This window comes from Frondihabitans peucedani (assembly GCF_039537585.1).
GTDB lineage: Bacteria > Actinomycetota > Actinomycetes > Actinomycetales > Microbacteriaceae > Frondihabitans > Frondihabitans peucedani.
This window is the reverse complement of the sequence record NZ_BAABAU010000001.1, coordinates 1,624,439-1,651,387: the sequence shown is the minus strand read 5'-3', so window position 1 is coordinate 1,651,387 and position 26,949 is coordinate 1,624,439. Positions and strand designations below refer to the sequence as shown.

The window sequence follows — 26,949 nt, the reverse complement described above, 5'->3', positions numbered from 1 at the left end:
TGAAGGCCCAGGGCCCGCAGGATCAGCCCGTGTTCTGCAGCCCCGCAGCGATCCCGTTCACGCTCAGCAGCAGCAGACGGTGGTCGGCGTCGGCGGGGTCGCGGAGCTCGGCCCGCCGGATCCCGCGCAGAGCACGCAGCTGCAGCAGCGACAGCGCGTCGACGTAGGGGCTCCGCAGCCGCACGGCCCGGCTCAGGACCGGACGCCCGGCGAGCACCTCGGCCGAGCCGCTCGTCGCGACGACCCACTCGCGGGTGAGCGCCATCTCGTCGAGGACGAGCGCGCTGAGGTCGGGCCGGTCGGCGAGGGCGAGGTACTGGCGCGCGATGGTCTCGTCGGTCTTCGCGAGCGACATCTCGACGTTCTTGATCATCGCGGCGAAGAGCGGCCAGGACGCGTAGGCCTCGCGCAGGACGTCGACGTCGCCGACGGCTGCCAGCGCCGACCCGAGTCCGTACCAGCCGGCCAGGTTGATGCGGGCCTGCGACCAGGCGAACACCCACGGGATCGCCCGGAGGTCCTCGAGCGACTCGAGCGACAGCCCGCGACGCGCCGGCCGGGAGCCCAGGGCGAGCAGACCGATCTCCTCCATGGGCGTCACCTGCGCGAACCACTGCGCGAAGCCGTCGGCCTTGACCAGGCTGAAGAAGCGCTCGCGCGAGACGCGGTCCATCGTCTCGGAGAGCGGGGCGAACCTCGTCGCGGCCGAGGCGTTCAGGGCCTCGTTCGACGGGCTCGACGCCATCAGGGTCGCGGCGGCCATCTGCTCGATGTGCCGCGCGGCGATGGTCTTGTTGCCGTACTGGGCGAAGATGACCTCGCCCTGCTCGGTGATCTTGAATCGCCCGTCGACGGACCCGGGCGGCTGCGCCATGACGGCCTCGTTGGCGGGCCCGCCGCCGCGGCCCATCGCGCCGCCGCGGCCGTGGAACAGCGTGAGCTCGAGCTCGTTCTCCTCCGCGAAGACCGCGATCCTGGCCTGGGCGTCGTAGAGGGCGAAGGTCGCCGACACCGGGCCGACGTCTTTCGACGAGTCGGAGTAGCCGAGCATGACCTCGAGCTTGCGGCCGGTGGCGTCGAGGCGCGCCTGGACGTGCGGGCTCTGGAGGGCCTCGCCGAGGATCCGGGTGCTCGCGTCGAGGTCGGCGAACGTCTCGAACAGCGGGATCACGTCGAGCACCGGCGCCGCCTCGGCCGAGCCGAGGGCGATCTCGGCCAGCGCGAAGACGTTCTCGATGTCGGCGGACGACTGCGTGAACGACACGATGTAGCGCGACGCGGCGCGACGGCCGTAGCGGTCTTGCAGAGCCTTGATGGTCCGGAAGACCTCGAGCACCTCGCGCGTGGTGTCGCTCAGCTCGCCGCCCGCCCGCGCCTCGGCGAGGGCGGTGCGGTGCACCTGCGAGTGCTGGCGCACCTCGAGCTCGGCGAGGTGGAAGCCGAACGTCTCGACCTGCCAGACGAGGTTCTGGAGCTCGCCGTTCGCTGCTCGGTGGGCGCCGGCCGACCGCAGGGAGTCCTGGACGGTCTTCAGGTCGAAGAGCAGCTCGTCGGGCGAGGAGTAGGCGAGGGGGGCCTCTCCGCGACGGGTCGCGTCGATGCGCGAGGCGACGAACAGCAGCACGCGGCGGTGCGACTCCTGCGGCGAGCGGATGCCGATGCGCGAGGCCAGGCCGTCGTCGAGGGAGCGCTGGCTCTCGGAGAGGGCCTGCAGCGCCGGGCTCGCCGGGGTGTCGGCCTCGTCGAGCGTGAGCGTGCCGCCGATGCGGCTCGCGGCCCGGTAGAGGCCGAGCAGGATGTGCTCCGCAGCGATCTCGGCGGCGGCCTTCGTGACCTCGGCGGTGACGTGGGGGTTGCCGTCGCGGTCTCCGCCGATCCAGCTCGAGAGCCGCAGGAACGCGGGGGCGACCGCGGGGCTGATGCCCGCCTGCGCGCCCTGGAGCCGGTCGTCGAGGAGCCGGTAGACGCGCGGCACGACCTCGAACAGCGTCTGGTCGAAGACGTTCATCGCCGTCCGGACCTCGTCGAGCGGGGTGGGACGGGTGGTGCGGATCGGCGAGGTGCGCCAGAGCGTGTCGATCTCCTCCAGGAGGCGCCGCTCGGTGTCGTCGCGGGTGACGTCGTTGGTCGCCGCGTCGCGCTCGTCGAGGAGGTCCGAGATCCTGCGGATGCCGGAGGCGACGGCACGGCGGCGGGCCTCGGTGGGGTGCGCGGTCAGCACCGGGTGGAAGCGGAGGTTCTGGAGCCTCTCGGCGGCGGCGTCGGCACCCAGCTCGTCGGTCAGCACCTGGAGGGTCGCGGGCAGCGAGTCGGAGGCGCGCTCCTGCGTGGAGCTGCGGCGCTTGAGCACGCGGACGCGGTGGTGCTCCTCCGCCAGGTTCGAGAGGTGGAAGTAGCAGGTGAAGGCCCGCGCGACCTCTTCGGCCCGCTCCTGGTCGAGGGCGTCGACGGCGGCCTGCGCCTGCTCGATCGAGGAGTCGCCCTCGCCCTCGTAGGCGCTGATGACGGCCAGGCGCACGCGCTCCACGTCGCGGAAGAGGTCTTCTCCGCCCGACTCGGTGAGCACGCGGCCGAGGAGGTTGCCGAGGTAGCTGACGTCTTCGCGGAGGTCGGCGTCGACCGCCTCGCGGACGGCGCTCCTGGTCGATCCGTCGGCTCGCCGGGATCCTTCGAATGTTGTCATCACGGCTTCTTCCGGAGGAGGCGGGAGTTCACTCTCAATAGCTACCACGACAAGCGGGCCCCGACCTATTCGGTTACGCCCGGCCGCGCAGAGGGGCTCCCGGCGCGGCTCCGGCGCGGCGCGTGGAGCCAGGGCCGGAGCAGCCGGGTGGCGAGCGGGAGCACCCAGTAGGCCATGATCGGCGTCAGGGTCAGCGTCGTGATGAGCACGCGGGGCAGGATCGCGAGGCCCGACCAGCCCGGGACGAGCAGCGTCGTCAGATAGGTGAACACGAGGTTCACCGGGAAGAAGCCGACCCAGATGCTCGTCGCCTGCTTCCAGCGGGGCGGGGGCGGCGGCGATCCTGCGCCCTGATGATCGGAGTCGAAGGCGGCTCCGTCCTCCGCGGAGTCGAACCAGCCCTCGATGCCGGTGCGCCGCTCCACCCGCGACTCGACGACGAGGTCGCGGCCCTCGGCGAGCCAGCCCTGGCGGTCGGCCGACTGCTCCCAGTCGTCGAGCGTCTGCCGGTCGGCGAACCGGTAGAGCATGTGCCACTCGTCGCTCTCGCCGTGCGCCCGGACCCAGCCGGAGCCGAGGAATCCCGGGTGGCGGTTCGCGAGGTTCACCCCGGCCTGGACCCAGCGGGTGACCTCGGGGATCCGCTCGTCGCGGACGATGCGGGTGATGGCGACGGTGACGGGGAGGGTGCCGGACGCTCGTGGCGCTCGGGGAGTGTTCCTCGTCTCTTGTGAAGACATGGACCGAGTATCGCCGACCCCTGTTACGGCGGCGTTTCACGTCTGCGTGAGCCGGGCGGGCACCGGATCCCGCCCCCGCCTGCGAGGCGTACAGCAAGCCCGGGTGGTCGCGCAGTATCCTCTGGCTCATGCAGGATCCGCGCAGCGACGAGGTCGATCTCCTCATCGATGCCTGGGCGGGTCAACTGCCCGAGATCGACTTCTCGCCCCTCGACGTCATGTCCCGGCTGCGCAGGATCTCGCTGCAGCTGAACTCGATCCGGGCCACCGCCTTCCGGAGCGCCGACCTGGCGATCTGGGAGTTCGACGTGCTCGCCGCCCTGCGCCGCTCGGGCGAGCCGTTCCGCATGAGTCCGGCGCAGCTGGTGCGGGTCACGATGGTGACCAGCGGCACGCTCACGAACCGCCTCGACCTGCTCGAGGAGCGCGCTCTCGTCGAGCGCCGCAAGAACCCCGTCGACGGCCGCGGCGTGCTCGTCTGCATGACCGAGGTCGGCCGCGAGCTCGTCGACCGCGCCATGCTCGCCCTCGTCGCGCACGAGGAGGAGCAGCTCGCCCCGCTCTCGCAGCAGGAGCGCGCCCAGCTCATCGAGCTCCTGCGCCGACTGGGCAGCGCGATCCACCTCGACCAGCCGGCCTAGCGGCCTCCGGCCCAGACGCTGCCGGCCCAGACGCTGCCGGCCCGGCCGCCTCAGGCTGCCCCGCCTCCGGCCCAGCGGCCGCTCAGGCCGGCCCGAGCCCCGTCACGCCGCCGCGCACGGCCGTCGTGACCTCGCCGTCCGGCCAGCGGAGGGCGACGCCGCGCTCGAGGGTGAGCGAGCCGACCTCGGCGGTCTCGGCGTAGGGCGAGTCCATGCGGGAGTCGCCGGGGCGGTCGGCGGTCAGCATGCCGAACCCGGGGAAGCAGCCGAGCCAGTCGCCCATCGAGACCCGGCCCGTCCCGTCGCTGGAAGCGGCTCCCGGGACGGGTATCCGGTCGACGTCGAGGACCGCGCCGTAGCCGCTGGCCTCGGCGAGCATGCCGGCCGTCCCGACGATCCCGGCCATGCTGACGTCCTTCGCGGCCGCGGGGCGAGCGCGTGCGACCGTGCCCGCGAGGTCCTGCAGCTCGGCGGACCGGCGCCCCTCGGTGGAGTTCCACTGGGATCCGTGGTGGCCGTCGCGCCACGAGCCGCTCGTGTCGATCGTGAGGCTGAGGGCGTCGCCGTAGCGTCCGCCGCCGCCCGGCACCGGCGCTGTCGTCCGGCCGAGCGCCGTGACGGAGAGGGAGGCGGGCACGCCGATCTGGGTGTGGCCGCCGATCAGCGGCACGCCCCAGGCCTCGGCCCCGCGGCGGAGTCCTGACATCACGCGTCGGACGAAGGCGGTGTCGCGGCCCCCGACGGCGTCGAGGAGTCCGACCGGCGAAGCGCCCATCGCGCTGAGGTCGTTGACGTTGACGAGGACCCCGCACCAGCCGGCCCACTCGGGATCGCGCTCGACCATCGAGGGCAGGATCGCGTCGCAGGCGGCGATCACGTCGGTCCCGCTCACCGGCGCCCCGTCGTCGCCCACCCACCCGGGCCCGCCGAGCGACGCGATCGGCGAGTCCGTCCAGGCGGAGTGCGGTTCGAGGACGGCCTCGAGGTGCGCCTTGGTCGCGTCGACGAGCCGCTGGTGGCGATCGACGGGCCAGCGCATGGCGAGATGGTCGACGCCGCCGATCACGAGCGTGCCGGTCGTCTGCCAGCCGAGGCGCCGGAACAGGATCGAGCTGCGCGACTGCACGGTCGCGTCGAAGCGGACGACGCCGAGCTGCTCGGCGAGGGCGCACGCGGCTGCCACGAGCGCCGACCCGATCCCGGCGACGCTGCGGGCCGACGGGGCGACGACGAGACGCGAGCCGGTCCACCAGCCGATGTCGCGGACGCCGACGGGCGAGATCCTGACCCCGCCGACCACCGTCGATCCTGCTCGAGCGACCAGGACGACCGTCCGCGGGTCGTCGTCGAGGTCGTCGCGGTCGGTCCCCTCGAAGATCCCCTGCTCGTCGACGAAGGCCGCGCGGCGGAGGCGGCGGTACTCGTCGATGTCGGAGCCCTCGGCGACGACCACCAGGAACTCGGCGGGGCGGGCGACCACAGCGGGGCCCATGAGGGCGGGGACGTCGAGGAGCGGCACGGTCAGCCTCCGGCTGTCTGGAGAGCGGAGCAGGCCCCGCACGCAGCGCAGCCCGCCTTCTGGTCGGAGCCGCGCATCCCGGCGGCGATGAGCGCCTGCGAGACCCGGAGGGTGACGTCGTGCAGCACGGACCGGGGCGGGGCCGGCACCCGGTCGACGTCGGTGGCGAGCGTGCCCCGGATCGGCCGGAAGGGCACGACGAACGGGTAGACGCCCATGTCGATCAGCTCCTGGGCGCCCGCGACCAGCTGGTCGGGGTCCTCGCCCATGCCGACGAGGAGATACGTCGACACCTGGTTGCGACCGAAGACGCGCACCGCCTCCCGCCAGGCGGCGCGGTACTCGTCGAGCGGGACGCGCGACTTGCCGGGCATCCAGTGCCTCCTCACGTCGTCGTCCATCGACTCGACGTGGATGCCGATCGACCGGGCGCCCGCCTCGTAGAGGTCGGTGATCGTCTGCAGGTCGGCCGGAGGCTCGCACTGCACCTGGATCATCAGGTCGGGCACGGCCGCCTTGATGGCGCGGACGCACCGGGCGAGGTGGGTGGCGCCGCGGTCGCGGCCGTTGGAGGTGCCCGTGGTCATGACCATCTGCTCGATGCCGTCGAGGCGCCACGCGGCCTCGGCCACCTCGGCGATCATCGCGGGCGTCTTGACCGCGATGGTCGCTCCCGATGCGAGCGACTCCTCGATGGAGCAGAAGCGGCAGCGCTCGATCTCCGCGTAGCGGATGCAGGTCTGCACGACGGTCGTCGCGAGGACCTTCGCCCCGTGGAGACGGGCGATCTGCTCGTACGGCGTGCCGTCGGCGGTGGCGAGGTCGTAGAACGCGGGGCGACTGACGGGACTGACCTCGAGGCCGGTGTCCTCGCCGTCGAGCAGGAGCTTCCCGTCGTCGACGAGGTAGGGGCTGTCCTGATTGACGGGGATGGCCGACTGCATGCCCTGGAACAGGACGTGCCCGTCGTCGCTCGGGCCGGCGCCGCCCTCGCGGTGCACGGGGGCGGCCACCCGGATCCCTCGGATCGCGATGTCGACGCGTGTCGACAGGGCGCCGCCGTTGTTCGTGATCGTCATGGGTCGTCGGCTCAGACCATGTAGGTGCTGTTGATGATGGCGCCCTTGCGGGCGTAGTGGATGACGGCGTCCTGCACGTCCAGCGGGTGGCACGGGATGACGCCCTCGATGAGGTCCTCCTCGCGGTTGCCGTGGAGGGCCAGGCCGAAGCGGCAGCAGAAGACCGTGCCGCCCTCCTTGATGAACGTCTCGAGGGCGTTGTTGATGTTGTTCTCGCCCGGGAACCCGTCGGCGCCCGTGGTGGGGAAGCCGCGGTTCGCGATGCAGTTCATCGAGCCCGGTCCGTAGAAGTACAGGACGCTGGTGAATCCCTTGCGGAGCGCGCGGATCGCCTGGAGGGTGGCCACGAACGACACCGACGACTCGTGGGCGATGCCGTGGACGAGCTGGAAGTAGTACTGGTCCTTGTCGGCGGTGTAGTCGGGGAAGATCTTCGTCGACCCGTAGATGTTGGAGCCCTTGGGGATCGAGGGGTGGGGGATCTCGTTACGAGAGGTCTCGATGTTGTCGAGGATCTGCTGGTCGTAGTCGATGTCGCTCATGGTGTGGCTCCTTCTGATGGGGCGGAGTGCCGCGAGATCTCGCTTCGTGATCGAGTCTTTGCCGCGGTTGTTGCCGACACATTTCGGGCGCGTTGCAGGTAGCGGCCGAAACCATCTCTTATTCCCGCCGTAACCAATCGGAAACACGTCCCGACGTGTACTGGACGCATGACGACGACCGTTGCAGCCGTCTCGGCCAACTTCACCCGGGACCTCGAGCAGAACTACGAGCTGATAGCGAGGCTGGTCTCCGAGGCCCGCACAGAGGGCGTGCGGCTCCTCGCGCTGCCCGAGGCCGCCATCGGGGGATACCTCTCGTCGCTCGGCAACCACGGCGACACCCTCAAGAACACGACGAGGTCGCTCCCGCCGGCGGTCCGACTCGACGGCCCGGAGATCCGGCGCGTCCAGGAGATCGCCCAGGACATGATCGTCTGCATCGGATTCTGCGAGCTCGACGACGACGGCGAGACCCGGTACAACGCGGCCGTCTGCCTGGACGGCACGACGATCTACGGCTCGTACCGCAAGGTGCACCAGCCGCTCGGCGAGAACATGTCGTATTCGGCCGGCGACGTCTACGAGGCGTTCGACACCCCCGTCGGCCGCGTCGGTCTCCAGATCTGCTACGACAAGGCGTTCCCGGAGGCGGCCCGCTCCCTGGCCATGGACGGCGCCGAGATCATCGTGAGCATGTCGGCGTGGCCCGTGGCTCGCACGGCCACCGCGGAGAACCTCCAGGAGGACCGGTGGACGTACCGGTTCAACCTCTTCGACATGGCGCGCGCGCTCGACAACCAGGTCTTCTGGCTGGCGTCGAACCAGTCCGGCAGCTTCGGCAGCCTCCGCTACGTCGGGAACGCGAAGGTCGTCGATCCCGGCGGGAACGTCCTCGCGACGACGCTGCTGGACTCCGGGCTCGCCGTGGCCGAGATCGACGTCGAGGGCACGTTCCGGGCCATGCGGGGCGGCATGTTCCACCTGCGCGACCGCCGACCCGACGTGTACCGCACCGGCGAGGGCGCGGCATCCGTCGACGCCGTGGCCGATCCTGCGCAGGAGGACCTCGTCCATGCCTGAGATGACCTTCCTGGTGCGCTGGCCCGACGGGACCGAGGCGTCGTGCTACTCGCCGAGCCTCGTCATGCACGACTACCTCGCCCCCGGCACCGACTACCCCCTCGCCGACTTCGTGGCGCGCTCGACGGCCGCCCTCCAGGCCGCCGGCCAGCGGGTGCTCGCCCGCTACGGGTTCGAGTGCACCTCCGCGATGCAGCAGGAGCGCGAGATCCTCGACGCAGCCGCCGCCTTCGACGGCGGGACCGTGAGCGTCCTCTCGATGGAGCCGCCGCTGCCTCTTCCGGAGGCCGCCGGCTCTCGGGCGGTCTCGTCGTGACGCCGTCGGGCGTCCGGTCCGCGCGGCGGGTCGTCGACGGCTCGCACGTCGAGGTCGTCGTCGTCGGCGGCGGCCAGGCCGGGCTGTCGATCAGCTGGCACCTCGGTCGGCGGGGCATCGACCACGTCGTCCTGGAGCGCGACACCATCGCCCACGACTGGGCCGACCGACGCTGGGACGAGTTCACCCTCGTGACCCCGAACTGGCAGTGCGTCCTGCCCGGCTTCCCCTACGACGGCGACGATCCCCACGGATTCATGAGGCGCGACGAGGTCCTCGCCTGGATCCGGCGCTACGCCGCCTCGTTCGACCCGCCGGTCGTCGAGAACGTGCTGGTCACCCGGCTCCGCGAGGCGCCGGGCGCAGGATTCGAGGTCGTCACCGACCAGGGGACGCTGACGGCCGATCAGGTCGTCGTCGCCACCGGGGGGTACCACCGGCCGGTCCTCCCCGCGGCGTCCCGCCGCGTGCAGCGGGACATCGTGCAGGTCCACTCGGCGGACTACCGGTCGGCCGGGGCGCTGCCGCAGGGCGGCGTCCTCGTCGTCGGGTCGGGTCAGTCGGGTGCGCAGATCGCCGAGGACCTCTTCCTCGCCGGGCGGGAGGTCCATCTCGCGCTCGGGTCGGCGCCGCGCTGCGCCCGCTTCTACCGCGGCCGCGACTGCATCGCCTGGCTGAGCGACATGGGCGTCTACGACATCCCCGTGCAGGCGCAGGTGGGGGGTCTCACCAAGCGCGAGTCGACCAACCACTACATGACCGGTCGAGACGGCGGCCGGGACATCGACCTCCGTGCCTTCGCGCGCGACGGCATGCACCTCTACGGCCGCCTCCTCGACGTCGACGGGACGGCGGCCGCCTTCACGCCCACCGCCGAGGCGTCGCTCGACCACGCCGACTCGGTGATGGAGTCGATCAAGAACGACATCGACCGCTACATCGAGCGCACCGGCATCCAGGCCCCGACCGAGGCGCGCTACGTCCCGGTGTGGCGCCCCGAGGCGGAGGTCACGAGCCTCGACCTCGCCGACGCCGGGATCACGAGCATCGTGTGGTCGGCCGGGTTCCGCTCCGACTACTCGTGGATCCAGGTCGGCGTCTTCGACGGTGCCGGTCACCCGACGCACCACCGCGGATCGTCGGCGACGCCGGGACTCCACTTCCTCGGCCTGCCCTGGCTGCACACCTGGGGCTCGGGCCGGTTCGAGGCGGTGGCCCGCGACGCCGAGCACCTCGCCGGCGCGATCGCTTCGGGCCGGGCCTCGCAGCGGAGAGAGACGGCCGGTGTCTCCGGATAGCCTGTCGACATGGCCGAGATCACGATGGGAGCGGTCGCGGCGCACTTCGGACGCAACATCGAGCGGACCCTCGCCAAGCTGCCCGGCATGATCGACCAGGCCCGCGAGCGCGGCATCGACCTCCTCGTCCTGCCCGATGCGACCGTCGGCGGCTACCTCCTCGACATGGTGCATCCCGGTCCGGAGGCCCTGCCCCCGGCGGTCGAGCTCGACGGCTCCGAGGTGCAGGCGGTCGCCGACATGGCGGGCGATCTGACGCTGTGCTTCGGCATCGCCGAGAGGGCGCTCGAAGGCGGCGAGGACGTCCGGTACAACAGCGCCGTCTGCGTGCAGGGCGGGCGGATCCTCGGCCACCACCGGAAGGTCCACCTGCCGCTCGGCGAGTCGGAGGCGTACCGCGCAGGATCGGGCTTCTCGTCGTTCGACACCCCCGTCGGCCGCCTCGGCATGATGATCGACTTCGACAAGACGTTCCCGGAGTCGTCCCGGACGCTCGCCCTCGACGGCGCCGAGATCCTGGCCTGCCTGAGCGCCTGGCCGGCGAGCGTCACCGACCGCTCCGACCGTCTCCGCAACGACCGCCAGGCCCACCTGTTCGACCTGTACGACTGTGCCCGCGCCGCGGAGAACCAGGTCTACCTCGTGTCGTCGAATCAGACCGGCGTGCTCGGGGGCCTGCGGTTCCTCGGTCAGGCGAAGGTCGTCGATCCTGCGGGCGAGATCGTCGCGAAGACCTGGGCCAAGGGCGGTCTCGCGGTCGCCACGGCCGACATCGGCGCCGACGTCGCGAGAGCGCGCCGCACCATGGACCACCTCCGCGACCGGGTCCCCGCGGCCTACGCCTCGACCCGTCCCGCCGCGCTCGGCGACTGACCCGGGAGCCCCCGTGCGAATCGCTCAGGTCACCTACTCGACGAAGCCGCGCGGCGGCGTGGTCCACACCCTGAACCTCGCCGAGGCTCTCGCGCGGCGCGGCCACGACGTCACCGTCTGGACCCTCGGGCGCGGCGGCGACGACGCGTTCTTCCGCCCGGTCGACCCGGCCGTCGACGTCCGGGTCGTCCCGTTCGAGCCGCGCGACGGCGAAGAGGTCGGTCGCAGGATCGAGAGGTCGATCGAGACCATGCGGGGCGCCTTCGACGGCGCCGGCTTCGACGTCGTCCACGCCCAGGACTGCATCTCCGCCAACGCGGTGGGGCCCGCCATCCGCACGATCCACCACCTCGACGAGTTCACGACACCGCAGCTCGTCGCGTGCCACGACCGCGCGATCCGCGAGCCGGTCGCGCGGCTGTGCGTCTCGGCGGCGGTCGCGGCCGATGTGAAGGCCGGCTGGGGCATCGAGCCGACGGTGATCCCCAACGGGGTCGACGCCGGCCGGTTCGCCCGCGCCGCCGGCCCGGACGGTCAGGCCTCGCGAAGGCGGTGGACCGACGAGCTGGGCGAGTACGTCCTCGCCCTCGGCGGCATCGAGCCCCGCAAGGGCAGCATCGACCTCGTGGAGGCCTTCGCCCTTCTGCAGAGCGAGCGGCCCGACGTCCGGCTGGTGTTCGGCGGCGGCGAGACGCTCTTCGACTACCGGTCGTACCGGGCCGGGTTCGACGCCCGGGTCGAGTCGCTCGGTCTCGATCCCGTCATCCTCGGTGTGATCGACGAGGACGACCTCGCGCCGCTCGTCGCCGCGGCGTCCGCTCTCGCGTTCGTCTCCACGAAGGAGGGGTTCGGGCTGGCTGCCATGGAGGCGCTCGCGGCGGGTGTCCCCGTCGTCGCCCGCGATCTGCCCGTCCTCCGCGAGGTGTTCGGGGGTGCCGTGGACTACGCGTCGAGCCACACCGAGATCGCCGCCGCGCTCGGCCGCGCCCTCGCGGGCGGGGGAGTCGATCCCGCCGAGGGCCGGTCGCTCGCCGCCTCCCACGACTGGGACGACGTGGCCCGCCTGCACGAGGTCTTCTACGAGCGGGTCGGGCGGGAGGGCGACCATGGGGCGGCGATCGATCTCCAGGATCCTGACCGGCCTCGCTGAGCAGGACCCCGACCGCGTCGTCGCCGTCGACGACCACCGCGCCCTCTCCGCTCGAGAGCTCGACCTCGCCTCCAATCGTCTCGCCCGCGCCTACACCCGGCTCGGCGTCGCGCACGACTCGCTGGTGACCGTCTCCCTGCCCAACAGCGTCGAGATGGTCGTCGTCTGCGCGGCCGTCTGGAAGTGCGGCGCCACGCCTCAGCCCGTCTCGACGGGCCTCGACGCGACCGAGCGCCGAGAGCTCGAGGCGCTGGCCCGGCCGGCGCTCGTCGTCGGGTCGCAGTCGCAGGATCGCGCAATCCCGTGGCTGCCCGCCGGCTGGAGCCCCTCGTCCGACCTGTCCGACGGCCTCCTCGACGACTTCTGGGCGGCGAGCTGGAAGGCGCCCACCTCCTCCGGCTCCACCGGTCGGCCGAAGATCGTGATGGCGACCGGACCGGCGACCCTCGACACGGCTGCGCCGGTGGCGTCCTTCCTGCCCCTCGATCAGGTCCAGCTCGTGGCCGGGCCGCTGACCCACTCCGCGACCTTCACCTACGCGTTCCGCGGGCTGATGACCGGGCACCGCCTCGTCATCCTGCCGCGCTTCGACGAGCGGCTCGTTCTCCGTGCGATCTCCGAGCACGGGATCACCTGGGCCCTCCTCGTGCCGACCATGATGCACCGGATCCTGCGCCTCCCCGTCGACGAGCTCGCCGCAGCCGACCTGTCGAGCCTCCGGACGGTCCTCCACCTGGGGGCTCCCTGCCCGCCGGAGCTGAAACGCCGCTTCCTCGATCTCGTGGGGCCGGAGCGGGTGGTCGAGGTCTACGCCGGGAGCGAGTCGAACGGGATCCTGACGATCCGCGGCGACGAGTGGCTCGAGCACCCCGGCAGCGTCGGACGGTCTGCCGGAGGGACGGCGGTCTCCGTGCGCTCGCCGTCGGGAGACGAGGTGCCGACGGGCGAGGTCGGCGAGATCTGGCTGCGCCGCGAGGGCCGGCCCGCCTACCGCTATCGGGGCGGTCGATCGAGGCGGACCGACGACGGCTGGGACACCCTCGGCGATCTCGGCCGGCTCGACGGCGACGGCTACCTCTTCGTCGTGGACCGCGCCGACGATGTGATCGTCCGCGGCGGCGTCAACGTCCATCCGACCGAGGTGGAGCGCGTGCTCGAAGAGCATCCGGGAGTGCGCTCCGCGGTCGCCTTCGGTGTCGCCGACGACGACCTGGGCCAGCGCATCGAGGCCGTGGTCGACACGGCGGGCGCTGCGGTGGGAGTGACCGAGCTCCTGCGCTGGGCTCGCGCGAGGCTGGACAGCGCCCGGCGGCCCTCGGTGCTCCACCTCGTCGACGAGCCGGTGCGGAACGACGCCGGGAAGACGAGCCGGAGGGCCGAGGCGCGACGGTGGGCGGGCGGGGGCGACGCCTGACGCCGCCGGCTGAGCGGCCGTCTCCGGCCCGCCGCCGGCCTCAGAGCAGCGCGGCGACGTCCTGCAGCGTGTGCCGGATGATCTGCTCGATCTCGTCGAACTCGGCCTGCCCCGAGATCAGCGGCGGCGCCAGCTGGATGACCGGGTTCACGCGGTCGTCGGGCCGGCAGTAGAGGCCGTTGTCCATCAGGGCGTCGGGCAGGTGCTGCTTGATCAGGAACTCCCGCTCGGCCGCGTCGAACGTCTGCTTCGACGCCTTGTCTTTGACGAGCTCGATGCCCCAGAAGTAGCCGTCGCCGCGGACGTCGCCGACGATCGGCAGGTCGAGCAGCTTGCCGAGGGTCGCGCCGAACGCGGCCTCGTTGTCGAGGACGCGCTGGTTGAGGCCCTCGCGCTCGAAGATGTCGAGGTTCACCAGCGACACCGCGGCCGACACCGGGTGGCCGCCGAACGTGTAGCCGTGCGGGAAGAAGTTCTTGCCCTCGAGGAACGGCTCCATCACTCGCTCGTTCGCGATCATCGCCCCGATCGGCCCGTAACCCGACGACATGCCCTTGGCGCAGGTGATGATGTCGGGCTCGTAGCCGAACTTCTCGCAGGCGAACGTCGTCCCGTGGCGGCCGAAAGCGCAGATGACCTCGTCCGAGACGAGCAGGACGTCGTACCGGTCGCAGATCTCGCGGACCCGCGCGAAGTAGCCGGGCGGGGGAGTGAAGCAGCCGCCGGAGTTCTGGACCGGCTCGAGGACGACCGCCGCGACCGTGTCCGGCCCCTCCTGCAGGATCGCCTCCTCGATGCGGTTCGCCGCCCACAGGCCGAACGCCAGCAGGTCGTCGCCGTGCTCGGGAGCGCGGTAGAAGTCGGTGTTCGCGGCCCGGAACCCGCCGGGGGTGAGCGGCTCGAAGGCCTGCTTCATCAGCGGGAGGCCCGTGATCGCCAGCGCCCCCTGCGTGGTGCCGTGGTACGCGGCGGTCCGCGAGATGACCTTGTGCTTCATCGGCTTGCCGGTGAGCTTGAAGTACTGCTTGGCGACCTTCCAGGCGCTCTCGACCGCCTCGCCGCCGCCCGAGGTGAAGAAGACGCGGTTCAGCGATCCGGGAGCCTCGTGCGCGAGTCGTTCGGCGAGCTCGATGACCGGCTGCGTGGCGATGCCCCAGGCCGGGAAGTAGGCGAGCTTCTTCGCCTGCGCGGCGGCGGCCTCCGCGAGCTCCTCGCGGCCGTGGCCGGCCTGCACGACGAAGAGCCCGGAGAGCCCGTCCAGGATGCGCTGCCCGCGGTCGTCGAAGAGGTGGACGCCCTCCGCGTGGTCGATGACGCGCATCGGCTTCTCCTGCAGGGGAGCCATCCGCGAGAAGTGCATCCAGAGGTGGTCGCGCCCCGCCTCGGTGAGGGGCGTCCACTCGCGGGCGGGCGCGGTCGTCACGTTCGCAGTCGTCGTCATGGGGTCATGCTCCCGTGTCGACGGGATCGTCGAAAGGGCCGAAGTGGCGCGCCGGAGTGGTTCGATGTGACGAACCGGCAGCAAAGGACGAGCCATGACCGACTACCGCTTCTCGACCGCCCCGATCGAGCACCCGCACCACCGCCACGGCTGGTGGTGGAAGACGCTCCTGGGCGGCTTCGCCCTGTGGGTGCTGACGATCGTCGTGACCGCGGCGACCGGCAATGCGAATCTGGTGCCGACGCTGATCCTGCTCGGCTCCTTCCTCGTGCCGTTCTGCGTGGTGCTGTTCGTCGCCGAGCGGGTGGTCGGCAGCGTCTCGGCGCTGCAGGTGATCCTCGCGTTCTTCGTCGGCGGCATCTTCGGCGTGCTCGGCGCCTCCCTGCTGGAGTCCAATCTGAAGCAGAGCGTCGGGATGTACGTCGCGGTCGGCTTCATCGAGGAGTTCGTGAAGGCCGTCGTGCTCGTCTTCGTCGCCCGCCGCGTCGTGCCGAAGACGCCGGGCCAGGGCGCCTTGCTCGGCGCGACCGTCGGTGCCGGGTTCGCGGCGTTCGAGTCGGCGGGCTACGCGTTCAACGCGGCCATCACCACCCAGGGCATCGATCTCATCTCGCTCCTGCACACGGAGGTGCTGCGCGCGATCCTGGCGCCGGTCGGTCACGTGCTCTGGACGGCGATCCTGGGCGCGGTGATCTTCGGCGCCGCCCGCAACGAGCGCCTCCGTCTCACCGGCCGCGTCATCGTGGCGTTCGTGGGCGTCGCCCTCCTGCACGCGCTCTGGGACTCCCTCGGCGGGATCACGTCGACCATCGCGCTGATCTTCACCGGCAACGCGCTGCAGCAGCTGCAGTACGGGTTCTTGTCACCGCGCACGCAGGCGGCCGTATCGTCGCTCGCGACCGTGCTCTACATCGTCGGCGTGATCGTGACGGCGGTGCTCGGCATCGTCGCTCTGCTCGTGGTGCTCCGGCACCGGAGGGGCACCGCTCAGCCTCAGGCGCCCGTGCCGGCCGAGGTGTCGTGGCCGCCGCCCGCCGGCCCCCGATCGGGCAGCAGCACCAGTCCGAGGTAATGGCGGAGGGCCTGGGCGACGTTGACCGCGTCCGGGTCCATCAGCCACTGGAGCTGCGCGCCGTCCCAGAGGGCGACGAGCCCGGCGCCGGCGAGATCGGGGTCGACGCCGGGCCGGAGGCGCCCCTCCTCCCGCAGCTCGCGGAACTGCTCGCCGAACGACGACCTGGCGCGCGCGAACCGCTCGGCGAAGTACGCGTGCGCAGGATGCTCGGGTGACGTCGACTCCGCGCAGAGCGTCGTGTAGAGCTCGATGATCCCCGGGGTCCCGGTGTTGCGGCTCGCCTGGGCGGTCACTCCCGCCTCCAGCGCAAGCCCCTCGGCGACGTCGTCCCCGCGCTCGTCGCGGTCGGCGAGGACCGCCAGGAGGAGGTCCTCCTTGGCGGGGAAGTGGTGCAGCACGGCCGACTGGCTGACGCCGCAGCGGTCGGCGACCTCCTGCACGCTGCCGGACCGGTAGCCGTGCGAGGCGAAGACCTCGCGGGCGGCGGCGATGATCGCCGCGCGCCTCTCGGCGGTCTTGGCATAGGGCCCGCGGGCGCCCGTCGATCGGGGGGACATGAAAGCAGTGTAACCACACTCCTTTCGTGATAGCGTCGGCGAGAATCCCCCCGATCGAAGGAGATCCTCCCGATGAGCCTCACCCCCGCCTACGTGACCGACATCGTCCCGGGAAGCGGGCGCCGGTCGAAGGCGCGATCGTGGCTCCACTCCGACGCGCCACGGATCGACCTCTCGGGAGAGTGGGCGTTCCGGCTGCTGCCTCACGCCTCGGGCGAGGAGGGGTTCGCCGATCCTGTGGTCTCGGTCGAGGGCTGGGAGAGCATCGAGGTGCCGTCGCACTGGGTGCTGGGCCATGACGGCCGCTACGGGTCGCCGATCTACACGAACGTGCAGTACCCGTTCCCGGTCGACCCGCCGTTCGTGCCCGACGAGAACCCGACCGGCGACCACCGCCGCGACTTCGAGGTCGACGCGGCGTTCGTCGCGGCAGGCCGCCAGCTGCTGCGGTTCGACGGGGTCGAGTCGACGTACCGGGTCTGGCTGAACGGCGTCGAAGTGGGCGTCGGCGCGGGCAGCCGGCTCGCTCAGGAGTTCGACGTGACCGGGATCCTGCGCCCGGGGGTCAACACCGTCGCGGTCCGCGTGCACCAGTGGTCGGTCGCCAGCTACCTGGAGGACCAGGACCAGTGGTGGCTGCCGGGGATCTTCCGCGAGGTCACCGTGCTGTCGCGGCCCGTCGGGGCGCTCGACGACGTGTGGCTCCGCACCGGCTGGACTGCCGGCCGGGCGACCCTCGACCCCGAGATCACGGCCGACGACGCCGCGTTCCCGGTGCGGCTGCGCATCGCCGAGCTCGGCGTCGACGTCACGTGGGCCTCGCCGTCCGATGTCGTGCCGCTCGATGTCGAGGACGCCGAGCCCTGGTCGGCCGAGTCGCCGCGCCTGTACGAGGCCGTCGTGTCGTCGACCGGCGAGACCGTCACGCAGCGAGTGGGCTTCCGCACCGTCCGCATCGAGGGCGACCTCCTGCTCGCGAACGACCGCCGCCTCGTCTTCCACGGGATGAACCGCCACGAGGCCCACCCCGACCGCGGCCGCGTCTTCGACGAGGAGCACGCCCGCGCCGATCTCGCCCTCATGAAGCGGCACAACGTCAACGCGATCCGCACCAGCCACTACCCGCCGCACCCGCGCCTCCTCGACCTCGCCGACGAGCTCGGCCTCTGGGTCGTGCTCGAGTGCGACCTCGAGACGCACGGCTTCGAGGCCGGCGGCTGGGTGGGCAACCCGAGCGACGACCCCCGCTTCCGCGACGTGTACCTCGACCGCATCGAGCGCACCGTCGAGCGCGACAAGAACCACGCCTCGATCGTGCTCTGGTCGCTCGGCAACGAGGCCGGCACCGGTGACAACCTCGCCGCGATGGCCGCCTGGGTGCACGACCGCGACGCCTCGCGCCCGGTGCACTACGAGGGCGACTACACCGGCCGCTATACCGACGTGTACTCGCGCATGTACTCGAGCGTCCCCGAGACCGAGTCGATCGGGCAGGACTCCGAAGAGCTCCTGATGGCCGCGACCGCCGCCGAGTCGGCCCGCCTCCGCACGAAGCCGTTCCTCCTCTGCGAGTACGCGCACGCCATGGGCAACGGCCCCGGCGCCCTCGACCAGTACGAGGACCTCGTCGACCGCTACCCCAGGCTCCACGGCGGCTTCGTCTGGGAGTGGCGCGACCACGGCATCCGCTCGCGCACGGCATCCGGCGAGGCGTTCTTCGCCTACGGCGGCGACTTCGGCGAGGTGGTGCACGACGGCAACTTCGTGATGGACGGCATGATCCTGAGCGACGACACCCCGACGCCCGGCCTAATCGAGTACGCCGCCGTCGCAGCGCCGTTCCGGTTCTCCGTCGACGGCTCGAGCGTCACGGCCACCAGCCGCCGTCACTCGCAGGCGGCCGACGACGTCGAGTTCGTCTGGCGCGTCGAGCGGGACGGCGTCGAGACCGCGTGCGGCTCCCTCGCCGTGGCCGACCTCGCTGCGGGAGCGTCCGTCGCCGTGCCGCTCCCCGAGACGGCCGTCTCGACGGACGCGAGCGCAGGATCCGAGACCTGGCTCACCCTCGAGGCCCGCCTCCGCGAGGCGGCCGCGTGGGCGCCGGCCGGGCACGTGCTCGCCGCCGGTCAGGCCCGGCTGGCGGCCGCTCGGCCCGCGCCGGTGCCTCGCCGCGCCGTGGTGACCGCCGGAGCGGCCTCCGCCGCGACCGCCGTCGCGACCTCCGCCGCGACCGCCGTCGTCCCGGAGTCGCTCGACCTCGGCCCCGCCCACTTCGACCACGGGCGCCTCACCGCGCTCGCCGGCCGACCCGTCGACGGCCCGGCGCTCTCGCTGTTCCGCGCCCCGACCGACAACGACTCCCTGACCTCCCGCGGCTCATACGACATCGCCGGGACGACGGTGAATCGCGGCGAGGGCGTCGAGGCGCCGCCGCTCTCGGAGGTCTGGCGCGCCGCCGGCCTCGACCGTCTGACGACGCGGGTCCTCTCCGTCGCCGCGAGCGACGACGCCGTCGTGACCCTCGCCCGCCACGCTGCTGCCGGATCGCGCGACCGGGTCACCTCCGAGACGACCTGGCAGCGGCTCGGCGACGACGTCCTGCTCACCGTCACGCTGATCCCGTCGAGCGGCTGGGACCTGATCCTGCCGCGGATCGGAGTGCGCTTCGACCTTCCCGCGACGGTCGACCGGGCCTCGTGGTTCGGCACCGGCCCGGGGGAGTCGTACCCGGACAGCCGGCGGGCCGCCCGGGTGGGCCGCTTCGACGCGGGCGTCGACGAGCTGTCGGTCGACTATGCCCGGCCGCAGGAGACCGGTCATCGCAGCGACCTCCGCACCCTCGACCTCGCCGACGGCGGAGCGCCCTGGGTGCGGCTCGACGCGCTGCCCGACACCGCCGGCCGCCTGCCGGGCTTCACGCTCTCGCGCCACACCGCCGAGGAGCTCGACGCCGCGCAGCACCCGCACGAGCTCCCGGCGAGCACCGCGACCCACCTCTACTTCGATGCCGCCCAGAACGGCCTCGGGTCAAGGGCCTGCGGGGTCGACGTGTGGCCCGAGTTCGCCCTGCGGCCCGAGGCCCGGACGCTGCGCTTCGTGGTGTCGGCGGCGTAGCGCCCTCGCCGCCCGACGTCTCGCGGACTGCGCACCCCGCCGCGGCAGGGTGCCCAGTCCGCGAGTCGTCTCGCGGCACCACCTCCCGGGCCGCGGGCGTTGCCACCGGGCGCCCCAGGCCCTAGCGTGAGCCGGGTGCGGCGGCTTCCGGACGAGGCGGACGGCACACGAGCTGTGCCGCCCTCTCCGGGGGCACCCCGGGGGACGAAGATCGACCAGAGCCAGACACCGCAGAAGGCACAGCGCGCTGCGCGCGCCCGACCTCCTGCACCGACCGATGGGTCGTCCGGAAGCCGCTCGCACGCCTCTGCCGTCGCCGCGGCGCTCGCCGACGCGTTCCTGGCCGCGCCCGCCTGGAGCGTCGTCGAGCTGACGGCAGCCGGCCACCGCACCGTCGGGCCCCGCCGCCGGTTCGTCCCGCTCGCCGTCGCCGGCGTCCTGTCCGCCCTGCCGCGACCCCCGCTGGACGCACCCGGGATGCTCGCCCGGCTCGTCCTCGGACTCGACGGCTTCGTCGACGCGGTCGAGCGGAGCGCCGCCCGGGAGCCCGTCCGCATCCTGAGCCGTGCGCCCGTCCCCACGGAGTCGACCGGGCGCGAGGTGCGGATCGACACCGTGCGCGACCTCGCCGACCTCGTCGGCGTCACCGTCGGGCGACTCGCCTGGTTCGCCGACACCGGGGGCTGGAACCGCCGCGCCAGAGACGAGCCCCTCCACCACTACCGGTACGAGTGGCGGCAGCGGCCGGGCCGCGTGCCCCGCCTGCTCGAGGTCCCGCTGCCGCGGCTGCGGGACATCCAGCGGATCGTCCTCGACGAGGTGCTGTCGCCCCTGCCGCTCCACGACGCCGCGCACGGCTTCGTCGCCGGCCGCAGCGCCGTCACGGGTGCCGCGCTCCACACCGGCCGACAGGTCGTCGTCTCCGCCGACCTCGTCTCGTTCTTCGCCTCCGTGCCCGGCCGGGACGTCGCCGGCGTCTTCCGTCGCGCGGGCCTCCCCGAGGCGGTGGCCCACCTCCTGACCGGGCTCTGCACGCACGCCGTCCCGGTGGCGGTGCTGTCGCGGATGCCGGACGGCGGCACCTCCGACGAGCGGTTCCGCCTCCGCCAGCGCCTGGCCGTCCCGCACCTGCCGCAGGGCGCGCCGACCTCGCCCGCGGTGGCGAACCTCGCCCTGGTCCGCCTCGACGGCCGCCTCTCGGGCTGGGCGGCCTCGGTCGGCGCCTCCTACACGCGCTACGCCGACGACCTCGCCTTCAGCGGCGACGACGCGCTCGCCGCGCGCGTCGGGGCGTTCGTCCGCGGCGTCGACAGGATCGTGACGGACGAGGGCCACACCCTCAACCCGGCGAAGACGAGGGTCCGCCGTCAGGGCGTCCGGCAGTCGGTCACCGGGATCGTCGTGAACGCGACCACCTCGCCGGGGCGCGCCGAGCACGACGTGCTGAAGGCGATCCTGCACAACTGCGTCGTGGCCGGACCCTCGTCGCAGAACCGCGACGGGCATCCCGAGTTCCGGCTCCACCTGCTCGGCCGAATCGCGTGGATCGCGCAGCTGCATCCGGCCCGCGGTGCTCGCCTGCGCCGGCAGTTCGACCGGATCCGGTGGTGACCGCGCCCCGGATCACCCCGCGTGCCTCGTGCACACGCGAGGCACCCGAGCGCGCCGAAACCACCCGGTCGGGGCACTGTGGCGACCCGGGGACGTCGCCTACTCTGGGCGGATGACTGTCGAGACGGCTCCTGTCCCCGTGCTGGCCGATCCCCGCCGCAGGATCGACGACGCGGCCCGCAGCATCGCCACCTCAGCCGGGCTGACGGCCATCACGCTCCGCCGCGTCGCCTCCGTCTCCGGGCTTGCGCCGGGCGACATCGCGCACCTCGAGCCCTCCATGGGCGCCCTCGCCGGCCGGACCTTCGCCGACCTCGCCCGAGCCGAGATCGACAGGATCTCCGCCGAGCTCGACCCCGAGACCGACGACCTTACCTTTTTGGGGCGGCTCATCACCGCCATGATGACGAGCGAGCACAGCCTCTCCAAGACGATCTGGGCCGACGCCTGGAGCGTGGGCCGGCACAACCAGTTCGTCGCGGAGGCCGCCCGCACCTCGATGGACCTCTGGCAGGCGTTCCTCGAGACCCGGCTCCGGGCCGGAGCGGCCCGCGGCTCCTTCGTCGTCGACGACCCGGCCCTCGCCTCCGAGCGCTTCTTCGCCATGATCGACAGCACCACCGCCTACGCCCTCGTCGGCTACCTCGACGACGCCGCCCGACTCCGCCTGGTGTCGAGCACCCTCGAGATATCGCTGGGCCTCGCGTCCGGCTCGCTCTGCGCGGCCGCCTGATGGCGCACGCACCCCTCGGCAACTTCATCGACGGCCGCTTCACCGAGGCGACCGGCGCGTCGACCTTCGACCTGATCGATCCTGCGACGGAGGAGGTCTACGGCGTCTCCCCGGTGTCGGACGCCGAGACCGTCGACCGCGCGTTCACCGCCGCGGCCCGCGCCTTCGAGACCTGGGGCGAGACGACCCCGGCCGAGCGGCAGCTGGCCCTGTTCCGCATCGCCGACGCCATGGAGGCGCGGGCCGACGAGTTCGCCGACCTCGAGTCGCTCGACACCGGCAAGCCGCGGGCGTCGCTGGTGGCCGACGAGATCCTGCTCAGCGTCGACCAGATCCGGTTCTTCGCCGGCGAGGCCCGGCACCTGCAGGGCATGAGCGCGGGCGAGTACCTGCGAGACCACACCTCGTTCCTCCGGCGCGAGCCGATCGGCGTCGTCGGCCAGGTGACGCCGTGGAACTACCCGCTCAACATGGCCGTGTGGAAGTTCGCCCCGGCGCTCGCGGCGGGCAACACCACGGTGCTGAAGCCGTCCGACACGACGCCGTCGGCGACGCTGCTGCTGGCGGAGGTCGCGGCCGAGTTCCTGCCGCCGGGGGTGCTGAACGTCATCACCGGCGACCGGACGACCGGTGCCGCGATGATCGCCCACCCGACCCCGCAGCTGGTGTCGATCACGGGCTCGGTGCGGGCGGGCATGGCCGTCGCGAGGGCGGCGGCCGACGACCTCAAGCGCGTGCACCTCGAGCTCGGCGGCAAGGCTCCGGTCGTCGTCTTCGACGACGCCGACGTCGCACTGGCGGTCAAGGGCATCGTCGAGGCGGGCTTCTTCAACGCCGGCCAGGACTGCACGGCGGCCACGCGCCTCCTCGTGCAGGACGGCATCCACGACGACTTCGTGCGCGAGCTCGCCGCCTACGCGCGCGAGCACGCCCGCACCGGTGCGCCGCGCGATCCTGCCGCCTTCTTCGGCCCGGTCAACAACGCCGCCCAGCTCGCCCAGGTGCAGGGCTTCCTCGAGCGCCTGCCCGACCGCGCGTCGATCGAGCTCGGCGGGCACCGGCAGGGCGACGTCGGCTACTTCCACGAGGCGACGATCGTCTCGGGCCTCGCGCAGGACGACGACGCGGTGCAGAACGAGATCTTCGGCCCGGTCATCACGGTGCAGCGCTTCACTGACGAGGCGGAGGCCCTGCGCTGGGCGAACGGCGTGCAGTACGGCCTCGCCTCGAGCGTCTGGACCACCGACCACTCGAGGGCCATGCGGATGTCGAAGCGACTCGACTTCGGCTGCGTGTGGATCAACACGCACATCCCGATCGTGGCCGAGATGCCGCACGGCGGGTTCAAGCACTCCGGCTACGGCAAAGACCTCTCGTCGTACGGCTTCGAGGACTACACGCGCATCAAGCACGTGATGTCGTACACCGGCTGAGGCCCGGCCGTGCGCTCTCTCGACCGCTTCTTCGCCCTCCTCGACGAGGTGCCGGCCCCACCCGACGCCGAGTTCCTCTACGACGAGGGCACGCCCGACGGCGCCCTGCGGCGGCGCAACCTCCGCCGGTACCTCGAGACCCTCCGGGCCGCAGGATCCCGCCTCCTCCTCGTCGGCGAGGCGCCCGGCTGGCGCGGTGCGACCATCACGGGCGTCCCCTTCGTGAGCGTGCGCGAGCTGACCGCGCGCCCCGGGGTGCTCACGGGCGCGCCGGACGGCGACGGGTTCGAGGTGCCCGCCGATCCTGCGGCTCCCTGGGAGGCGTCATCGAGAGTCGTCTGGAAGACGTTCGCAGGATGGACGGGGCCGCTCCCGGTCTCGTGGCCGGTGTACCCGCACCACCCGTTCGTCGCGGGCGATCGGCACACCAACCGGACGCCCAGGCCTCAGGAGGTGCGCGACGGGACGCCGCTCGTGCTCGAGCTGCTGGAGGTGTTCCCCGAGGCCCGCGTCGTGGCCGTCGGGAGGAAGGCCCAGGGTGCGCTGGCCGCGTCCGGGATCGAGGCGGTGGCCGTGCGGCACCCGGCGCAGGGCGGCGCGACGCTCTTCGAGCGGCAGGTCAGGGAGCTCGGCGGCACGGGGGGCTGAGCTGCTCCTCCACAGGGTCGTCCTTCAGGACGATTTCTCTCGAAAGGGGAGCGAGCCGTTTCCGGATCGGGACGACCGCGTCTACCGTTGCACCGTGACCAGTCGATCAGCCCCCAAAGTGATCGGTGCGCTGATCGGGTTCGTCGGCCTCTCCGTCGTCGCCGGTCTGCTCGCCGCCATGCTCGTCGTCCCGACGCTGTCCGTCGCGAGCGAAGGCGTCGTGACCGCAGCCGACACGTTCAACGCGTTGCCGAGCTACCTCAAGATCACGCAGCCGGCTCAGGCGTCGTCGATCTACGCCAAGCAGGGCGGGCACGACGTCAAGATCGCCTCGTTCTACGTGCAGAACCGCACCGACGTCGCGCTGAAAGACATCTCGCTGTCGGCGACGAGGTCGGCCGTCGACACCGAAGACCCGCGCTTCTACAAGGAGGGCGCCATCGACGTCCAGGGCACCGTCCGCGGTGTCCTGTCGACCACGCTCGGCCACGACGTGCAGGGCGGCTCGTCGATCACCCAGCAGTACGTGAAGAACGTGCTCGTCCAGCGGTGCGCGCAGCAGTACGACCCCAACACCAAGGAGGGTCAGGCGTCGGCGACCGCGTGCTACAAGCAGGTCACCGCGACGACCCCCGCGCGCAAGCTCCGCGAGATGCGCTACGCCATCGGCGTCGAGAAGCGCTACAGCAAAGACGACATCCTCCGCAGCTACCTCAACATCGTCGGCTTCGGCGGCACCGTGTACGGCATCCAGGCCGCGTCCGAGTACTACTTCGGCGTCCCCGCGAAGAACCTCAGCCTCGTCCAGGCGGCCACCCTCACGGCGATCATCAACAACCCGGCCAACCTCCGGATCGACCAGCCGAGCAGCAAGGAGAACGGCAAGGCCAACGGCTACGCCCTCACCAAGGCGCGACGCGACTACGTCCTCCGGAGCATGCACAAGGTGGGCGACATCACCGACGCCCAGCTGGCGCTGGCGACGAAGACGCCGATCCAGCCGCGCATCAGCCCCCAGACCAACGGCTGCGGCACCGCGGCCCGCTACGACGCCGGCTACTTCTGCAAGTACGTCGAGCTGTCGATCGCGGCCGACCCGGCGTTCGGCAAGACCCAGTCCGACCGCCTCGAGACGCTGACCGAGGGCGGTCTGGCGATCCACACGACGCTGAACCTCGACCTGCAGAAGACGTCGCAGAACGCCGTCAGCGCATACATGCCGAAGTACGTGCCCGGCATGAACGTCGGCGCCGCGAGCACCGCGGTCGAGCCCGGCACCGGCAGGATCGTCACGATGGTGCAGAACACGACCTTCAACGAGGTCCGCAGTTCAGATCCCGGGTCCACGAGCGTCAACTACAACACCGACTACGACCGGGGCGGCTCGCAGGGCTTCCAGACCGGTTCGTCGTTCAAGGCGTTCACTCTCGCCGCCTGGCTCGAGGCGGGCCACACGCTGAACGAGTCGGTGTCGACGACCGAGCACAACTACGTCGACTCCGAGTTCACCAACTCCTGCTACGGCATCGGCAACGACCCGTGGCCCGTGTCGAACGCCGATCCGGCTCCTGCATCGATGACGGTCCTCGCGGCCACCGCCGACTCGGTCAACACCGCGTTCGCGCAGATGGGCAAGAAGCTCGACCTCTGCGCGATTCAGAACACTGCCTTCGGCATGGGCATCCACGCTGCCGACGCCAAGTCGAACCCCTTCATCTCGGTACCGCCGATGATCCTCGGCACGAACTACATCGCGCCTCTCACCATGGCGACGGCCTACGCCGGCATGGCGAACCACGGCGTCGTCTGCACCCCGATCGCGATCGACAGCATCACCGACGCCACCGGCAAGTCGCTCCCCGTCAGCAAGACGAAGTGCACGCAGGGCATGCCTCAAGACGTCGCCGCCGGCGTCGACTACGCGCTGCAGAACGTCCTGAAGCCGGGTGGCACCGGTGCCTCGGCCAACCCGGGCGACGGCGTTCCGATCATCGCCAAGACGGGCACCACCGACGCGGCTGTGCAGAACTGGCTCGTCACCTCGACGAGCCGCATCGCGCAGGCGACCTGGGTCGGCAACATCTCGGGCTCGGTCGGCTTCTACAAGGCGTACATCAACGGCCAGTACGGCTACAGCCTCAAGTTCTCGATGGACAAGATCATCATCGCGGCGCTCAACCAGGCCTACAAGGGCGGCGACGCCTTCCCGGCGCCGCCGCAGTCCGAGATCGGCTACGTCGCGCCTCCCAAGGCCGCGACGCCGAGTAAGAACAGCGACGGCAAGTCCGGTCGCTCCGGAGCGGGCACGACGCCCGGCACGACCTCGGTCGGCAACCCCGGCATCACCGGCGGCACCTCGGGCGGCAACGGCAAGGGCAACGGCGGCGGCGGCAAGAACGGCACCGCGCCCAAGAACTAGGCGACGAGCGCGCGGAGGTACCTCCGCCGTGCGACGAGCTGCGCCAGACGGAGCACCGGGTGGAGCGCGCGCCACGGCTGCTGGGCGGCGGGCCGCGTGAGCGAGCGGATGCTCAGTGACACGACGTCGCCGCTGCGGTGCAGCACGAACGCCTCCTCGCCGTCGACCGGGTGGCCGGGGAGCGTCCGGTACGAGAACCCGACCCGGTCGGCCCGGCGCACGACGGCGACCACCTCCACCGGCTCCACCACCGTGATGCCCGCGACACGGGCCGTGATCCGGAGTCGCGCACCGGCGACGACGGGCGAGGCGTCCGACACGGCGAACCCGCTGCGCGTCTTGACCTCCCAGCGCAGGATCGCGGAGCACTGGCGCGCCCAGTCCGCCTCGCCGTGCCCGACGACCGCCGACACCTCCGAGCGGCGGTACGCCGGCCCGGTCGCCGGCCACTCGTCTCGCTCCGGGTGGGTGCTGTCGTCGGGGCCGCTGCTCATGCCGTCATCCTGTCAGTCGCCTCGCACGCCCGAGCGTCGGCGACACCCCCGCGCAGCGGGGTTCGGGCGCCGGACGGAGGTGCGGGCCG

General features: G+C 72.0%; 22 protein-coding genes. 14 read left to right on the top strand and 8 right to left on the bottom strand.

Annotation, left to right across the window (positions count from 1 at the left end; all coding sequences use genetic code 11):
- Nucleotides 1-22: 22 nt before the first annotated feature.
- Together ABD733_RS07565 and ABD733_RS07560 are read right to left on the bottom strand one after the other, a co-directional pair.
- A complete protein-coding gene (locus ABD733_RS07565; RefSeq protein WP_344794657.1) occupies nt 23-2,683 on the bottom strand; it encodes a phosphoenolpyruvate carboxylase in 2,661 nt (886 codons plus the stop codon).
- A gap of 65 nt (nt 2,684-2,748) precedes the next feature.
- Nucleotides 2,749-3,423: an antibiotic biosynthesis monooxygenase gene (locus ABD733_RS07560; RefSeq protein ID WP_344794655.1), complete on the bottom strand. Its 675-nt coding sequence runs from the start codon at nt 3,421-3,423 to the stop codon at nt 2,749-2,751.
- Between the two features lie 128 nt (nt 3,424-3,551).
- Between ABD733_RS07560 and ABD733_RS07555 the strand changes: the two genes are divergently transcribed.
- Nucleotides 3,552-4,064 (top strand): MarR family winged helix-turn-helix transcriptional regulator, encoded by a 513-nt coding sequence (locus ABD733_RS07555; protein ID WP_344794653.1) that lies wholly within the window; start codon nt 3,552-3,554, stop codon nt 4,062-4,064.
- A gap of 82 nt (nt 4,065-4,146) precedes the next feature.
- Here the strand turns inward: ABD733_RS07555 and ABD733_RS07550 are convergent, their stop codons facing one another.
- Genes ABD733_RS07550 through ABD733_RS07540 form a run of 3 tightly spaced genes read right to left on the bottom strand, consistent with a single transcriptional unit; the run spans nt 4,147 to nt 7,204 of the window.
- The gene (locus ABD733_RS07550) at nt 4,147-5,583 is read right to left on the bottom strand and encodes an MSMEG_0567/sll0787 family protein (RefSeq protein WP_344794651.1); all 1,437 of its coding nucleotides are present in this window, start codon (nt 5,581-5,583) and stop codon (nt 4,147-4,149) included.
- Nucleotides 5,584-5,585: 2 nt separating this feature from the next.
- Entirely contained in the window at nt 5,586-6,662 is a 1,077-nt protein-coding gene (locus ABD733_RS07545; RefSeq protein ID WP_344794649.1) for an MSMEG_0568 family radical SAM protein, read from the bottom strand.
- Nucleotides 6,663-6,673: 11 nt separating this feature from the next.
- On the bottom strand, nt 6,674-7,204 hold the full coding sequence (locus ABD733_RS07540) for an MSMEG_0572/Sll0783 family nitrogen starvation response protein (protein ID WP_344794647.1): 531 nt from the start codon (nt 7,202-7,204) through the stop codon (nt 6,674-6,676).
- A 168-nt stretch (nt 7,205-7,372) separates the two neighbouring features.
- Between ABD733_RS07540 and ABD733_RS07535 the strand changes: the two genes are divergently transcribed.
- From ABD733_RS07535 to ABD733_RS07510, 6 genes are read left to right on the top strand one after another with little or no spacing between them, the layout of a single operon-like run.
- Nucleotides 7,373-8,284, top strand: coding sequence for a carbon-nitrogen hydrolase family protein (locus tag ABD733_RS07535; RefSeq protein ID WP_344794645.1), 912 nt, complete (start codon nt 7,373-7,375; stop codon nt 8,282-8,284).
- A complete protein-coding gene (locus ABD733_RS07530) occupies nt 8,277-8,600 on the top strand; it encodes an MSMEG_0570 family nitrogen starvation response protein (RefSeq protein ID WP_344794643.1) in 324 nt (107 codons plus the stop codon). Before ABD733_RS07535 ends, ABD733_RS07530 begins: the two co-directional genes overlap by 8 nt.
- Nucleotides 8,597-9,898 carry an MSMEG_0569 family flavin-dependent oxidoreductase gene (locus tag ABD733_RS07525; RefSeq protein ID WP_344794641.1) on the top strand — a complete coding sequence of 434 codons (1,302 nt, stop codon included), beginning with the start codon at nt 8,597-8,599 and terminating at the stop codon, nt 9,896-9,898. The genes ABD733_RS07530 and ABD733_RS07525 overlap by 4 nt, the downstream gene beginning before the upstream one ends.
- A gap of 9 nt (nt 9,899-9,907) precedes the next feature.
- A complete protein-coding gene (locus ABD733_RS07520; protein ID WP_344794639.1) occupies nt 9,908-10,771 on the top strand; it encodes a carbon-nitrogen hydrolase family protein in 864 nt (287 codons plus the stop codon).
- 13 nt (nt 10,772-10,784) lie between these two features.
- Entirely contained in the window at nt 10,785-11,921 is a 1,137-nt protein-coding gene (locus tag ABD733_RS07515; protein WP_344794637.1) for an MSMEG_0565 family glycosyltransferase, read from the top strand.
- On the top strand, nt 11,878-13,335 hold the full coding sequence (locus ABD733_RS07510; RefSeq protein WP_344794635.1) for an AMP-binding protein: 1,458 nt from the start codon (nt 11,878-11,880) through the stop codon (nt 13,333-13,335). The genes ABD733_RS07515 and ABD733_RS07510 overlap by 44 nt, the downstream gene beginning before the upstream one ends.
- A gap of 40 nt (nt 13,336-13,375) precedes the next feature.
- On the opposite strand, the gene ABD733_RS07505 is transcribed toward ABD733_RS07510, so the two are convergent.
- Nucleotides 13,376-14,776, bottom strand: a complete 1,401-nt coding sequence (locus ABD733_RS07505) for an aspartate aminotransferase family protein (protein WP_344794633.1) — start codon at nt 14,774-14,776, stop codon at nt 13,376-13,378.
- A 94-nt stretch (nt 14,777-14,870) separates the two neighbouring features.
- Here ABD733_RS07505 and ABD733_RS07500 point away from each other — a divergent pair, with 94 nt between their 5' ends.
- Entirely contained in the window at nt 14,871-15,848 is a 978-nt protein-coding gene (locus ABD733_RS07500) for a PrsW family intramembrane metalloprotease (protein ID WP_344794631.1), read from the top strand.
- Here ABD733_RS07500 and ABD733_RS07495 read toward each other — a convergent pair.
- Nucleotides 15,770-16,408 carry a TetR/AcrR family transcriptional regulator gene (locus ABD733_RS07495; RefSeq protein ID WP_344794629.1) on the bottom strand — a complete coding sequence of 213 codons (639 nt, stop codon included), beginning with the start codon at nt 16,406-16,408 and terminating at the stop codon, nt 15,770-15,772. The genes ABD733_RS07500 and ABD733_RS07495 overlap by 79 nt on opposite strands.
- Before the next feature lie 72 nt (nt 16,409-16,480).
- On the opposite strand from ABD733_RS07495, the gene ABD733_RS07490 reads away from it, so the two are divergent.
- The 6 genes from ABD733_RS07490 (at nt 16,481) to ABD733_RS07465 (ending at nt 26,366) form a co-directional block, all read left to right on the top strand.
- Complete coding sequence (locus ABD733_RS07490; protein WP_344794627.1) at nt 16,481-19,522, top strand: glycoside hydrolase family 2 TIM barrel-domain containing protein; 3,042 nt, start codon at nt 16,481-16,483, stop codon at nt 19,520-19,522.
- Between the two features lie 135 nt (nt 19,523-19,657).
- Nucleotides 19,658-21,133, top strand: a complete 1,476-nt coding sequence (locus ABD733_RS07485) for a reverse transcriptase family protein (RefSeq protein ID WP_344794624.1) — start codon at nt 19,658-19,660, stop codon at nt 21,131-21,133.
- A 112-nt stretch (nt 21,134-21,245) separates the two neighbouring features.
- The gene (locus ABD733_RS07480; RefSeq protein ID WP_344794622.1) at nt 21,246-21,866 is read left to right on the top strand and encodes a TetR/AcrR family transcriptional regulator C-terminal domain-containing protein; all 621 of its coding nucleotides are present in this window, start codon (nt 21,246-21,248) and stop codon (nt 21,864-21,866) included.
- Nucleotides 21,866-23,299, top strand: a complete 1,434-nt coding sequence (locus ABD733_RS07475; protein WP_344794620.1) for an aminobutyraldehyde dehydrogenase — start codon at nt 21,866-21,868, stop codon at nt 23,297-23,299. Before ABD733_RS07480 ends, ABD733_RS07475 begins: the two co-directional genes overlap by 1 nt.
- A gap of 9 nt (nt 23,300-23,308) precedes the next feature.
- The gene (locus tag ABD733_RS07470; protein WP_344794618.1) at nt 23,309-23,947 is read left to right on the top strand and encodes a uracil-DNA glycosylase; all 639 of its coding nucleotides are present in this window, start codon (nt 23,309-23,311) and stop codon (nt 23,945-23,947) included.
- A gap of 94 nt (nt 23,948-24,041) precedes the next feature.
- A complete protein-coding gene (locus tag ABD733_RS07465) occupies nt 24,042-26,366 on the top strand; it encodes a transglycosylase domain-containing protein (protein WP_344794616.1) in 2,325 nt (774 codons plus the stop codon).
- Here the strand turns inward: ABD733_RS07465 and ABD733_RS07460 are convergent.
- Entirely contained in the window at nt 26,363-26,860 is a 498-nt protein-coding gene (locus tag ABD733_RS07460; RefSeq protein WP_344794614.1) for a DUF1990 family protein, read from the bottom strand. The genes ABD733_RS07465 and ABD733_RS07460 overlap by 4 nt on opposite strands.
- Nucleotides 26,861-26,949: the final 89 nt, after the last annotated feature.